The organism is Chryseobacterium soli, from assembly GCF_000737705.1.
GTDB classification, from domain to species: Bacteria; Bacteroidota; Bacteroidia; order Flavobacteriales; family Weeksellaceae; genus Chryseobacterium; species Chryseobacterium soli.
Genome location: NZ_JPRH01000010.1, coordinates 107,296 through 122,403 on the forward strand (window position 1 = coordinate 107,296; position 15,108 = coordinate 122,403).

The window sequence follows — 15,108 nt, forward strand, 5'->3', positions numbered from 1 at the left end:
TGATCTTCTGTGATTTATGACAGCTATTGAGATTGAAATATTTTGAGTTTATCGGTAAATCCCCATAAACTGATAAATGTCATTATGCTTGTTATTTTTATTAAGTCTAAATAAATATAAATTTGTCTCAATAAAAATAAAGAATACATGAAAAAGATCTCTATCCTTTCTGCGGTTGCTGTTACTGCGTTGTGTAATGCACAATACTGCTTACCGGCTTTTCAGTATGGAAGCGACAGTAATATGATTACCAATGTTACTTTCGGGAACATTAACAATACGTCTTCTTTTCAGGCAGGAAATGCTCCTGTTTATGAAAATTTCACGGCGATGTCTACCGATATTCAGGCAGGGGGAAGTTATGATATATCAGTGAAAGGCCCTTCCAGTACTTTTCCAAGTGATGTCGTTGTCTTTATTGATTTCAACCAAAACGGAAATTTTGATGATGCGGGAGAAAGCTTTTATATTGGGCGTTTAAGCGCTGCAAATCCGGCCAATGCTTCGAAAGTCACTAATACCATCACCGTTCCTGCCAATGCTGTAGCCGGTGCTACCAGAATGCGTGTGCTTAAAAATACAAATACTGCGGCCTATTCAAACCCTGCTGCACCCAATTCAATCAGTACAGCGTGCGATAGTACTTTAAGAGCAGGTCAGGCGGAGGATTATACCGTGATGATCCAATCTTCGACAGCCGGTTTTCCTTCACCCTATTGCGGGGATGAGAATATTACAACCCTTACAGTAAGTGAAATAAGTAAAGTAGAGTTTGCAGGTATAACCAACGACAGCAATATTGACGGATCTTCCGCAACGATTGAGAATTTCACCAGCACAGTCTTTGATGTAACCAGAGGAATTTCGTATCCTATTTCTGTAACAGGAGGTACTCAGGGACAGGCAACTGTTTCAGTCTATGCCTATATAGATTTCAATCATAACCATATTTTTGATGATCATGAAAAATTCAATCTGGGCTATTTAGATAATTCCAACCCTGTTTCTCATGCACAGTCGGGAATTATTACAGGCTCCATACAGATTCCGGTTGATGCTCTATTGGGAGAGACACGTTTCAGAATTGTAAAAGCATACGAGTCCAGCTCATGGATGGGAACTCTGGAAAATCTGCCTTGCCCGGCAGGATGGTTTATTGGGCAGGTGGAAGACTATACATTGAATGTTCAGGCATCTAACCTTGCAACGAGGGAGATTTCAAAAGATGCATCCATCAAAATATATCCTAATCCAACTACCGGGGTAATAACGATTCAAAATACAGATCACTTGGAAAAGTATGAAGTATACAGCATGTCCGGGCAGAAGGTAATGGAAGGAAATACCCATTCATTTACTTTGGAAAAACTGGTGCCGGGAACTTATCTTCTCAAAATTCAAATGAAAGGTAAGAAAATCATCACTGAAAAAATTATTAAAAAATAAAGAAACACATATCTAATCATATCCATATCAATTTTTGTTTTTTTCAACCGGCAGGTCATATCTGTCGGTTTTTTTGAATTGTATATACTTAGATGCTTTATTTATTCTAAAATTTCCAGCAGATCGTGCCTGGAAAATCCTTTCAGTTTGGACTGGTCTGTAGTAAGCAGATCCTGAGCCAGTTTATTTTTCTTTTTCTGGAGGTTCAGTATTTTTTCTTCCACCGTATTAGAACAGATCAGGCGGACAGCAATGACATTTTTCGTCTGCCCTATACGGTAACTTCGGTCTATAGCCTGGTTTTCCACAGCGGGATTCCACCAGGGATCTACCAGATAGATATAATCAGCTTCTGTCAGGTTCAGACCAATCCCTCCGGCTTTCAGGCTGATCAAAAATACACGGATGTTTTCATCTGTCTGGAAATTCTTTACTTTAGATCCTCTGTCTTTGGTTTGTCCTGTGAGATATTCAAATGCAATATCTCTGGTTTCCAGTTCCGTTTTTATCAGATCAAGCATCCCTACAAACTGTGAAAATATAAGGATTTTATGTTCTTTGGATGTATTCTGTATCTGCTCCACCAATACATTGATCTTTGCAGAATGCTCTGCCGAGTGTCCTTCCTTAAGCAATACCGGAGAGTTGCAGATCTGGCGTAGCTTGGTAAGCCCAGTCAAAACATGCATGCTGTTTTTATTCACCTCATCCTCATCGGCTGCAGAAATAAACTCGCGGAGTTCTTTTTCGTAGGCATCGTATATCTTTCGCTGTACAGCATCCATTTCGCAGTAAATCACCATTTCCGTTTTTTCGGGAAGTTCTTTGGCCACCTGCTTTTTTGTCCTGCGCAGAATGAATGGCTGTATTTTCTGCTGCAACTCGACAGCCCGTTTGGTATATTCAAATTTATCAATAGGAATAGCGTAGGTGTCTTTAAAATACTGCTTGCTTCCCAACAGTCCGGGACAAGCAAAAGAAAGCTGGCTGTAAAGATCAAAAGTACTGTTCTCTACAGGAGTTCCGGTGAGTACAATCCTGTTTCGGGACTGTAAAAGACGAGCGGCCTTATAGCGTTCCGAATTAGGATTTTTAATCGTTTGAGATTCATCAAGGAAGGTATAATTGAAATGAAACGTTTTAAAAATCCGGATATCCGAAAGCAGCATTCCATAACTGGTAAGCACAACTTCGTACTGTTCCATACCTGCTGTTGTTTTTTCCCTTTCTGCTCCGTAATACAACAGCACTTTTATAGAAGGGGCAAATTTAATGATCTCTTCCTGCCAGTTAAAAAGCAGGGAAGTAGGAACGACAATCAGGTTGGTGGTATGGCCTCTTTTTTCTCTTTGCGAAAGAATAAAAGCAATGATCTGCAGGGTTTTTCCTAGTCCCATATCATCAGCAAGACAGCCTCCGAAATTGAAACCATCCAGAAAGTTGAGCCAGTTGAGCCCATCATGCTGATAATCTCTAAGTTCGGCATTCAATCCGCTAGGAATAGGTATCGCAGGAATATTTTTTATAGATGAAAATTGATCCGTATACGCTGCTATCTCTGTTTGTACTTCCTGGCTTTGCACCTCTTTTTCAAAAAGCATTGAAACTTCACTGAAATTGGTTTTTGGAATCTTTAGCAGTTCACCATCAATTTCTCCGGCCTGAAAATACGCTGCTATTTTATGGATCCATTCATAAGGCAGAATCCCCTGGGTGCCATCATCCAGCTGAACAAATTTACTTTTATTCCGGATGGCTTTGTAGAGCTGTTTTAAGGCTGCTTCTTTCTTTCCAAAGCCTACTTTTAGTTTTGCATTAAACCAATCGATACCGCTGGTGATCTGAATATTGATCTTAGCCCGGTTGGGGTTGATGGTATTGTTTTTTAATTCGTTAAAGCCGAGTATTGTTAACCCTTCATTTTGCCAGACTTCAAAAGCATCAAGGAACCAGTCTTCATCCAGGAATTTATTTTTATGAAGATAAAAATATTCATGGCCATCCATCTGATCCTTAAAATCCGGATGCTGTCTCATAATGATAGACGTGAAAAGAGATTCCAGGCTGTCATTACGTTCTACTTTAAACAGATTGCCATTCTGATCGGTATCAAAAAGCTGCTTTCTGGAATATACGGGGATTTCGGCTTCACCATATTTCATCACCGGCGTGATGGAAACAAAATTTTCCTGCTGGCGAAGGTAGATGATCCTTTCTATCTGATAATTTTTCTCTTCAAGCTGTACCGGTGTTGCCGGCTGTATGTAGCTGTAATTGATTTGGATAATGGATTCTAAAGAAGAAAGTATAGTTTGCATCAGTTCTTCATATTTTGAAGAATGAACGAGCAGGATTTCATTATTAGCTTTAAAGAATTTAATGACCCGGAGCACGTCCGGATTGTCTACAAAATGATAAGTGTCTCGGCTGAATACAAAATATTCATTCCGGATCACTACATTTTTAAAAGGCAATGAAGTATCGCTGAATAAAAGCTCTCCCATAATTTCATAAAAAGGATCTTTTTTGAAAACATGAAGCTTTATTTCAGCATGTAAGGTCGTCAGTTTTACGGGAATCAGGGATTTGGCAGCCATTGTTTCTGCTATTTCCCGGTCATGATAGTAGACGTCCAGATCCAGCGGATTACGGACAATCAGTTGTAAGGCTTCCAGTTCTGCTTCATTGTGATCTTCGGTATATTTATTTTGGAAAGCCACAATACCTGTGTAGAATTTGATTTCCAGGGGTTGGTCTGTCTTCCAGATCAAATGCATGGCATCAACCGGATTCACAGGGTTTTTAATTTTTCCGTTTTGCGTTACAGGGGCTTCCATCAGAAAAAACATCAGATGGTTGTAATATCTGTGCCTGCCGATAACCAGAATTTGTCTTTTATCTGTATTCCGGACATTTAATTCTTTGAAAATAGAAGGCCGCTGAGGTAGCAGCTCCCTCTGAAGGGACTGTGAATCGATCGGAAGCAGTTCTTTGATTTTGGATTTTACCCTGAGTTTTCCATCTTCATATTCAAGTTCAAAATAAGCATCCAGATCGGGTTCATTTTCTAACCCATAGCTTTTAGCGTGTGCCGTAAGAAATTGTTTTCGCAGGATAGGATCAAAAAAAATCCTGAAATTTTTATACTCTATGATAGAATGAAGGATTTCCGCCTGATGGCTGCATAATTTATGTTCAGTATGATCACACGAACATGCACAAACCAATGAATGACCAATCTGGCTTATTGAAACCTCAGGAAACGACAATGAAGCTGTTTCCTTGGTAAAGACTCCTGCGTCGTTTTCTATAGCAATAGGATAGATGGTATGAAAATCCCTGTTTTCCATAAATGCACCGTTAGCGGTATGCTTCAGGAGATCATATACCGAAAGAGTAGTAATGGAAATATTGTCAAGGATGTACTCAGCCATAAAATTGATAGGGCAAACTTACAAAAAAGCGGGAGAAGACAGGCAAATATTCTCCCTATTTCCATAGCCCTATCAGCTACAAAAAAACTGAAAATTCATCTAGGTAAGAAAATACAATTTTATATTAAATTTTATGGCCTCTTATTCTAATGTCATTCTGAATGTAATGAATTGAAATGAAGAATCTAATTTATCAATAAGATTTCTCCTTCATCGGAATGACAGTAGGCGTACAATTGTATATAATAGCTTTTATTTATATAGCCGTTTCCAGTACAATACCGACTTGTGCTAAAGCCTTTTTAGTACCAATCATAGCAGTAGTACGGGCTTCCGAAGCCAACGACAAATCATCTACCCAAATATGGATTTTAAGGCGGACAGAGCTTTCTCCGAAATCATTAATATTTATACCAGGCGCAGAACTTTTAGAAATATTTGGATTTGTCGACAATTCCTCAGCAATTACTGTTCTCGCCGCCTCCAAATCTGAGTCATAAGGTACACCAATTATAAATTCAATACGCTTACGTCTATCCTGCATCGTCCAGTTGATCAAATGCTGAGAGAGCAAATCTCCGTTTGGAACAATAATATCTGCACCGTCTGCACTATGAATTTTGCTGGAACGGATACCTATTTCTTTCACCAGGCCGGCTTTGGTTCCGATTTCAATCTGATCTCCAATTTGTATGGGTCTTTCAAAAGCGATAATGACACCGGAAACCAGATTGTTGATAATATTTTGCAACCCAAACCCAATACCAACACCTAATGCTCCCAGCATAATTGATATACGATCCAAAGGAATTCCTGCGGCGGCAATGGCAATAAGAAATCCTACTGAATAAATAGCCAATCTCACCAATAGCATCATAGAATTTAAGCCGTTTCGTTTACCTTCCGTTATTGATTTCTCATATCCGAAAAAGAAATTAATAAACCCTGAGATCAGTGATGAAATCCAAATGATTATAAAAAATATAAGGACACTGGCTAATGTGAATTTGTAACTGCCAATCGCTCTTTCTTCATAAAAGAAATTGGATGAAAATTTCATCAATAAATCATAATATCCCAAACTTCGTACAAAGCCAACAAAGAATGCCATACAGGCAAGTATCCATAAATTACGCTGTATACGGTACTGAATTTCTTTAAAATTAATGTATTCCGAAATTCTGCTTGATTGAAAAGTTTCTGTCTGTAAATAAATAGCCTCAATCACAATTCTACAAAAAACCTTTAAAACAACGCCATATACTAAACATTGCAGGGCAGTAATTCCAAATGTTTTAGCGAGGGTTAAACGGCCTGTAATATTGCATAGAACTGATATAATGATTTGAAAAAGCACGAAAATAATTAATGCCCGTGCGACCGGAGATTCTTCTAAAATCCTGAAAAACTTTTCTTTCGATTTTAAAAGGAACACACAGATAAAAATCATAATGATCCCCAGAAATAATAAAAGCATACGTTCTCCGTAGGCCGATTCTAATAATAAATCATCAATAGCATATCCTGTCCAAATGATTACAATGCCCGTCCAAACTATTTTAAAAGGTTGATTGATAAATGGAGCAATTAAAAAATATAAAACAATAATTCTGGCAAACTCAAAGAGATGCAAAAATGACATTGGAGGGTTTCCAAAAAACAGGGGCATATAGGTTAAGAAACAGAATATTGACGAAAGCCACATGCTTCTTTTAATCAAATTACTAAGACTTAAAATAGTAGCACTGTCTTCTTGTTTTTTTATTCGTCTAAGGTTATAATTAAGCCAAAATGTAAGCCCGATAAAAATGAATAAAGTAAAAATAATTACCCCGGTTCTGCTCTTTAAATAAATGGTGACGATTTTAAATGAACTTGTTAAGCTATTAGTTACAACCGTGTATAAACTATTTTTGTAAGCTTTTGTTTTCAGACTAAAAAGACTTGATTCTTCAGCAGAAAACATATCCATTTTCTTTGCGATTCCCATATAGGTCATATCTGAAACCAAATCGTTGGTTTGATACATGCATACCGAAACCTTGCTGTTCCAAAAATTGACACTTGATAAAATTTTCTTTTGCTGATATTGTAAATTTTTAGCATCGACAAGAAGTTCATGAACTTGTTCATTTAAAACAGAATCACTAATACTAATATTTAAATCTTTGTCAACCAGTATTTTATCAATCTCTGTGTTGCTGTCATTAAGTTTTTTTTGATAATCAGCTAATTTTTTTTGATACGTATCTAATTTTTCTGTAGCCTCTTCCAATAAAATGATAATACTGTTTAAGTTTCTGATATTCATATTCTTACTTAAAGAATCGAATTTATTTTTGAAACCTGAAATTCCTTTTTCAATTGGGGGTACTTCTTTTTCAATACCTGTTAAATCGTAATTTTTCTTTAAAAGAAAATTATTCCTGTCGATTAAGAGTTTATAGTTTTCTATTTTATTTACCAGATTGGGGGTCTGCAGATCGGTAAGGGTATCTTGTACCACTTTTACATTTATCTTTTTCTGGGCTACTGCTAACTGAAAGGCAAATAATACAAAAAGGGAGAGGAAAATTTTTTTTAACATCATAAACTTTTTTGAAAGTTATTATTGCATAATTGTGTAAATATTTGTGTAAGGAAAATTGTGCCAAAAGTATTTTAAAGACTTCAAGGTGAGTTTCTTCCTATAACGATAGCGTAACTTGTTGCAAATTTAAACTATTTTCTGACGGATTTATATTAGAGAGAAAGAGATCATGGAATAGGCAAAATGGAATTCAGCTTTTGGATGGGAAGAGCATGAAGTGATTTTTATACCCTGAAGATAATGTGAAACAAATCATTGAATATGATTTAACAAAAAAAAACTGTCTATTGTTAAGACAGTTTTTCTGATTTTTTAAAACAGTATTAAGTGAGGGCTTCTTACATGTTTCAAGTTTTATTGTGTTATTAGAATCATTACTTTAATCATTACTTTAATCATTTTTGGATACGATAATTAACGTGGCATTTAAATTTAATTAGTTAGCGATTTTATATCCGTAAAAAGAACTTACAACCACTTGATAAATACTGCCGCTTGTTACTGCCGCAGCTGAAGCCATACTTACTGTTTCTCCGGCATTTAAATAAGTTATACATGAGACATTTGTACCCGCTAATATACCGGGATTGTTCTGATATGATTGTACTAATATGTTGTTTGGAGTTGTGCTGTAATTCTTAATAAGATATAATATTGCCCAGGCAAAAGTAGGAGCTCCGGAAACCGCACCATTATCAAATTGTGTAGAGCCATAGAACATATAATATCCGCTGGTGGGTGCTGTAAATTTTCCATTTGTAGTATTGAGTACGTTTCCGGTGTTAATTACCGTTCCGTTAGGATAATTGATTTCTGATACAACATAAGGTCCTGTGGTAGCGGCAAGTGTTTGTCTGGATGTAGTACTCACTGTAGAAAATGGAAAAGTAGATGCCGCTGCCGGTAAACTGTCTGAGCTTGAAAGTAAAACCAGTTCCCATGTTGTTCCCGTGATCGTTCCTTTGCTGATGAAAAAAGCATAATAGCTGGGAGGGACATTAACTGATGCTATTCCTGCACCGCTATGATTATCTATTAATTCACCGGAACTGGCGGCTATTGAAAGCGTAGCCGTTCCTGTATTTTTGAAATGATAGGTCCTTCCCATAAAGTTACCCGAACCATTTACTGCTGCAGGCAGGGTTAAAGTTCCGTTACTGTTACCAGTATATGCTAAGTAATAATCATCAGCATTTACTATTCCACCAGCAGTAACCGATCTGTATGTTGCTGAAAACGAACCATTTACAGTAAGGTTACTGCCTGGGTTTGACGTATTGATCCCAATATTTCCAGCCTGTGAATAGGCTAGGACACAGGTTAAAGTTGTTATTAAACTGAGAAAAGTTGAATGTATATTCATATCAATGTTTTATAGAATTGTTAAATGAACTGATGGATTTATGAGAATTGATAAATCGCTATTTTCAAGGTTTATGAATAGATGATGTACATATTAATTTTGAAATTTCACGAAATCCAGATAAAAAACAGGATTTCCTGCATTAAAACTAACCGGAATTATGCCATTGGTTTTGCCGGCCAGTACAGTGTAGCTTCCTGGTGACGCGAAATATAATACCCGGTTCTGATCCCGGGGAAACATATATGCTGCAGTATTGGATCCGCAGTAACTTCGCCATACATCGCCAATTCCGTTAATATAAAAGAAGTAATCATTACAATCAGAATTAATAGCAACACCACTGCGGATAAAATACCATCCTTTTGCAGGAATAGTAAGTGAAATTCCTGTAGCCAGGCCGCCGCCGCTTGTAGGCGCTGTGAAGGGATTGGTTAAGGTACCTGTATAAGGTGTCCAGTTATTGGCAAAAGCAGTGGTTACCGTAGATGACCAGCTGGCCAGTCCATTAGCATCACTGGTTAGCACATATCCTAATTGCTGAGAACCGTCCCTAATTTGCAAAGCACCATTAGTTGTGCCATTGTCAATAACCATCTTAGCGCTTGCAGCTCCTGTTGGGACGGTATTTGTCCCTACCAATACTTTTCCTGTCCCGTTGACGCTTAGATTATTTCCAGCTGTAGAAATATTTGTCGCCTGGGAAAGTGTGCCCCCAAGGTTTATATTATTACCTGAGATCGTAAGACCATTATTTGCTGTTAAGGACGAACCTGATGAAACCAGTTCCCAGGTAGAACCAGAACCTGTATTCCCAGTACTGATAATCTGCATACTTTGATTGGCCGGTATTGAGACACTCGGATTTCCATTGATTGTTTCTGAAGCTGCAGGATTAAGTGTTATGGTAAAATTGGTGTTATTTTTAATGATGTATATACGTCCCTTAAAATTTCCGGCACCGCTTACAGCAGAGGGAAGATTAAATACAGCATTTGCGAAACCATTATACGAAACATGAAAATCAGTTGCTGCCAAAGTATAAAGCGTGGTATTTACTGAGTTGTAATTTGCAGCCAGGGATCCGTTAATATCTATTGTTGATCCGGGATTTGCTGTATTGATTCCTATATTTCCTGTCTGTGCAAAAGCAATAGAAGCAGCTAGCAATCCTACTACTTGTAATAATGTTGTAAAATGTTTGTGCATTTATTATTTTTTAAGTTGTTTGATAATCTATTAATCCTCTGTTTATAGTATATAGGACATATAAGTATGGTGTAAAATTATAGAAATACTTCTACAGGAAAATTTACAGCATGTAGAATAAAAGAAAGAGCCATGTAGAAAATTTTCTACATGGCTCTTTGTAATTTGATCTTGATCGTACCCTATTTTATTACTATATTAAAGCGGTTTGTTTTAATAATGTAATGAAAAGTTCTATCCATCTGATTTTCAATATCAGGATATATAGGTCTGATAAAGTTTAATAAGCGTTGCCAGATTATTTGTTTTCAATTTATTATGGATTCTTTTTTTATACGTGCTAATCGTGGTCATTTGGATATTCATTGCATTTGAAATTTCTAAATTACCATATCCTTTCACCATCAAAATGAAAATTTCATATTCTCTTTCTGAAAGATTTTTTATGGAATCCAGGGGAGAGTCCTGTAAAAGTTGGTTTACAATAGCTGATGGATAATAATAGCCCTCGGAGAATATTTTTTTTACCGCTTCTGAGATTTCATCAACCTTACTGAGCTTACTGAGATATCCATTGGCGCCTTCTTTTATATATTGAACGGCTATTTCTTCTTCATAAGCAGAAAATATCAGGATTTTTATATCAGGATCAAGCTCTTTAATTTCGGAGATCATTTTTTTATTTTTGCTCTCGGGCATATTGATATCTAAAATAACAAGGTCGTATTTTTGTTTTGAAATTTTATCTATAGCTTCCGGATAATCTTCGGCCTGATGAATAATTATATCTTGTATTCTGGATTCTAAAATTAAACTTGTTCCCGCCAGTACAATATCATGATCATCGGCTATAAGAATATATTTAGTCATTTTTTCTATTTGTTAAAATTAGTTTGAAAGAAGTTCCTTGTTTTGTGTTTTTTTGAAAGACAATTTTACTTTCAATCATCTGGAGTAGCTGGAGTACAAGATGCAGCCCCATACCATATTTTTGAAGCAATAATTTTTCGCTTTCGATATTGTCCTGAAGTCTTGTGTAATATTCTATCTTTTGCTCATCCATGCCAATGCCGGTATCTGTAATCAGCAGAATAATATTTTCATTTTCAATGGTGCTATGTATTGTGATGGTGCCATTTTTCGTGTATTTTACGGAGTTATCCAATAGATTATGAAGAATGGCGGCAAGTATGTTTTTACTGATGCGTGTACATAAATAAGTGTCTACATTATTGATGATTGCTGTATTATTATTATCTGCAATAGGATTAAAAAGTATTATTTTTTCTTCAATAAGCTTGTATAAAGAATAGGATTCGGTTGTATCGGAACGATGACTGTAGATATCTGCATATTCTTTCAAAGTGATGGTAAAATTATACAACTGATCGGATGACTTATAGATAGAAGTAAGTATCTTTTCTGCCCGGTGCTGGCTGAAATCTTTATTTTCCAGCACTTCTTTTGCGGTCAGAGCAATGAATTTTATCGGAGTCGTAATATCATGGCTAATGGTACCTATGAGTTTTTTTTGCTGTTCGATCTCGTTATGGAGCTGTATTTTTGTTGCTTCTAATTTTTCTACCGTGTCGGAAAGGTTCTTTGTGCGAAGGTTAATAATCCCTTCCAGTTCGTAATTTTTCTTTTTAAGAAAGCTTATTCGCCATCTGATCAGAAAATTTAACACCAATAAGAGGGTAGTTATAGCTAATACCTTGAACCACAACGTCTGATAAAAATAAGGCGGAATAATAATATTTATTTTTTTATAGATAAATTTTCCCTCGTCATTAACGAGTATTCTTACCATGAAAGTATAATTTCCGTATCCGAGATTGGAGATATAGAATTTCCTGTCTTTACCTATAAATTGCCATTTTTTTTGAGAAGTATCGTTTAATTTTGCCTCTATAGTAACATTATCAGGGTTTGCATAATAGGGAACATCAATGAATATTTCAGCATGATCTGATTTCTGGTCTACATATAAATTGTTTTTAAAATAAACCTCACGATTATCAATCAGAGCTCTTTCAAGGTATATATTTTTTGGATAATAACTTTTAACTTTAAGCGGATTAAAAAATACCAAACCATTTAGGGAAGGAATGACAAATTCACCATTTTTTAACTTATTGCCGGATACATTACCTCCACCATTGAATTCGTTAGTATTAAAACCAGAATCCTTCGAGTAGCAATAATAATTTACTTTATATTGTTGATCATCAGCATATTTTAAAAGTTGATATTCCAATATTTTATAGAGTCCATTATTGGTAGGGATCCAGAAAAAACCATTCGCATCTTCCAAAATGGTATGCGACGAAGAAATATTGCCATTAATATCGTATGGCATTTTTATCAGTCGGTTATCTCTAAGCAGATAGAAGCCTTTTCCTATGGTTGTTATCCAAAAATGACCGTTTTTTGATTTTATGATATTACGGATGGATAGGTCATTTTTGATCGTTAAATTATATATTTTGTTTGTTTTGAGTGATACTTTGTACAGTCCTTTTATAGTACCAACCAAAATATTATTTGGATCAAGGAAAATAAATTTTGTAGGCTCATCATTAAAAATAATTTTTTTATATATTGAAGAAAATGACTTTCCGTTATATATTGCGAGTATTCCGTAGTATTGATTGGTATTGTTTTTTTTGGGTTTTACAATGAGGGCATAATATTTATTTTCATCGAAAAAAAAATCGGTTAAAAAAAAATCCTTTATCGGGATAGAAGTAGTTTTGGTGTATGAATTTTCTTTTTTATACATTATAGCATCTCCTTCTTTTCGAACGATGATATTTCCTTTTTCATCATACCCCATAAAAAATGAAATAACGTCTTTAAAATGATAGTTTTTCACAAATCCATTTCTGTTGTAAATTTCTCCAAGAGGCGTAATTACCGAAGAGCTGTCATAGGGTAGTGTGGAATAAAATACGGACGGAGATTTAGATGCATAGTTTTTGGAGGTCATGAATTCTGGAAAACTGATAATTTGGAGTCCTTCTGTACTGCTTCCCAAATAAAGTTTCTTGTAAAATTCATCATAATAGATGCTGCTAAGGTTATCCTTCTTTATATGCCCATTCATCTGAATGAGCTTACTTATTTTCAGCTGTCCGTTTTTATAATGGCAGGTATAAAGCGTATTTTCATTAATAATAAAGACCTGGTTATTGATTTGGCTCCAAAAAATTTTACTTTTATGGTCGGTAAGTAATGGAATGTTATAATGATTGACAATTTTTCCTTTTTCTATCTGATTTACTTTCTGATTTTTAAAATCTAAATGAAATAGAGATTCATCAATTACGAAGATCCTGATAATATTATTATAAAATGCGTTTATTGCAAGGGTTTCCTTTTTTTGGGTTTGGGACGGCTTGTATACCAAAGAATTTTCTTTTATATAATACATGCCATGCTGTAGATTCATATAATAGTTGATACCCGGAGCAGCCCCATAGTTGTAATTTGAACAGTATAACAGATAATCAGTATTATTATGGGAAATAAAAATTTTATTGTTTTTGTTATTCTTAAATATTACAGGCTTTTTTTCATGCAAAAGGATGGTATTGCCATAGTCACCATTCGTGAAAATACTGTCCTTTTTAGGAGAACCATAAAAATAGGTGAAACGCTGGCTGTTTAATGGGAAATTCTTATACACTAGAAAATTTACTCCATCATATCTTACCATTCCATTTTCGGTAGTCAACCAAATAAAACCATATTTATCTTTTATAATATCCTTTACACTATTCTGTGGAAGCCCATTATCAGTATTGTATAGCTCCATAATAGGCCTCTGGCTTTGTAAGGTATAAAAAGGGAGTAATAAGAATAATAAAAATATATTTTTATACAAATCTATCAATTTAGCAATACTGCAAAGATATTATGGAATAAATTAAAATTAAAGAGTTATAAATGAATTTTTGTTTTTATTTTTAATTTTTTCTTATAAAATTTTTCTTTCTGTTCAGTGGTTTTTTCACCGTTTCCTTGCCAGAAATGGGATAAGTATTTTATTATAAGTCATTTGAATACAAGATGATGTGCCTGCAATTTATAATATCCCTACTTAATTATTCGCAATTGAAAAATATCGTTGCAAGATCCAATTGGATCAAAATGTAATACAACTGAAGCAAGGAATTGGTAATTAATAATTATACACTCGGTAAAATATACCACAAAAATCACAATTTAATGATTTAGATAGGGGTATGGCATAAAGTTTGAAACCTAAGTTTTACCATCACTAATAATATATTTCATTCTAAAATTTACAATACCTCTCATTACCCCGAGAGGTATTGTTATGTAAATTAGGCGTTCTTAAAAAAATAATATCTTTATCATAAGAAACAAATTTGAACAAACCAACCATTCAATGACCAATGCAAAACAGACGGAAGTATATTCCAATTTATCAATTAAGACGCATCGACTCATTCTCAGACCCATTCATGAGAATGATATTGATGATATTAATAATAATTTTACTCCAAAAGTGACAGAATTTATGCCCTTCAATCCGACTGGTGATAAAAACGAAGTCATTCATTTTGTAGAAAGCTCAAAAAAAGGACTCATTATGAAAACTGATATAGTTTTTGTAATTCTGGATCATAAAGAGCAATTTATAGGATGTTGTGGAATACATAATATAAATCCGGTATCTGTTGAGGTAGGATTATGGCTGAAAGAAGATTCCCAAAGTCAGGGTTTTGGATCAGAGGTCATTATTAGCTTAATTGCATTCATTGAACGATATTTTAGTATTGAATACATCATGTACCCTGTCGACAAAGAGAATGTCAGAAGCAGGAAGATTCCTGAAAAACTTGGTTTTACAGCATTTAAAACTTACACCAAACAAAGAAATGAATCAGCCAATTTGGATATTATAGAATATCGAAAATGCTACACTAAATAATATAATCCAGATGAGATCAGGAAAATCTCATTTGATTGAAAACTGGATCATAATTTTCTTAGTTATAATAAAATCAATAAACACTATAGGTTTTTTCTTATTAGAG

General features: G+C 34.9%; 8 protein-coding genes. 2 read left to right on the forward strand and 6 right to left on the reverse strand.

The window, feature by feature from the left end:
- The first annotated feature begins 147 nt into the window (after positions 1 to 147).
- Positions 148 to 1,446: a GEVED domain-containing protein gene (locus tag IW15_RS18910; RefSeq protein WP_034714569.1), complete on the forward strand. Its 1,299-nt coding sequence runs from the start codon at positions 148 to 150 to the stop codon at positions 1,444 to 1,446.
- Between the two features lie 101 nt (positions 1,447 to 1,547).
- Here IW15_RS18910 and IW15_RS18915 read toward each other — a convergent pair whose 3' ends face one another.
- The 6 genes from IW15_RS18915 to IW15_RS18940 form a co-directional block, all read right to left on the reverse strand.
- Positions 1,548 to 4,880 carry a DEAD/DEAH box helicase gene (locus IW15_RS18915; protein WP_034714571.1) on the reverse strand — a complete coding sequence of 1,111 codons (3,333 nt, stop codon included), beginning with the start codon at positions 4,878 to 4,880 and terminating at the stop codon, positions 1,548 to 1,550.
- 256 nt (positions 4,881 to 5,136) lie between these two features.
- Positions 5,137 to 7,467, reverse strand: a complete 2,331-nt coding sequence (locus IW15_RS18920) for a mechanosensitive ion channel family protein (protein ID WP_165585225.1) — start codon at positions 7,465 to 7,467, stop codon at positions 5,137 to 5,139.
- A 439-nt stretch (positions 7,468 to 7,906) separates the two neighbouring features.
- On the reverse strand, positions 7,907 to 8,833 hold the full coding sequence (locus IW15_RS18925; protein ID WP_034714575.1) for a hypothetical protein: 927 nt from the start codon (positions 8,831 to 8,833) through the stop codon (positions 7,907 to 7,909).
- Positions 8,834 to 8,926: 93 nt separating this feature from the next.
- Positions 8,927 to 10,042: a hypothetical protein gene (locus IW15_RS18930; protein ID WP_034714579.1), complete on the reverse strand. Its 1,116-nt coding sequence runs from the start codon at positions 10,040 to 10,042 to the stop codon at positions 8,927 to 8,929.
- Between the two features lie 255 nt (positions 10,043 to 10,297).
- Positions 10,298 to 10,912, reverse strand: a complete 615-nt coding sequence (locus IW15_RS18935; protein ID WP_034714581.1) for a response regulator — start codon at positions 10,910 to 10,912, stop codon at positions 10,298 to 10,300.
- Complete coding sequence (locus IW15_RS18940) at positions 10,905 to 13,859, reverse strand: sensor histidine kinase (protein WP_228384399.1); 2,955 nt, start codon at positions 13,857 to 13,859, stop codon at positions 10,905 to 10,907. The genes IW15_RS18935 and IW15_RS18940 overlap by 8 nt, the downstream gene beginning before the upstream one ends.
- Positions 13,860 to 14,456: 597 nt before the next feature.
- Between IW15_RS18940 and IW15_RS18945 the strand changes: the two genes are divergently transcribed.
- Positions 14,457 to 15,002, forward strand: coding sequence for a GNAT family N-acetyltransferase (locus IW15_RS18945; protein ID WP_034714583.1), 546 nt, complete (start codon positions 14,457 to 14,459; stop codon positions 15,000 to 15,002).
- Positions 15,003 to 15,108: the final 106 nt, after the last annotated feature.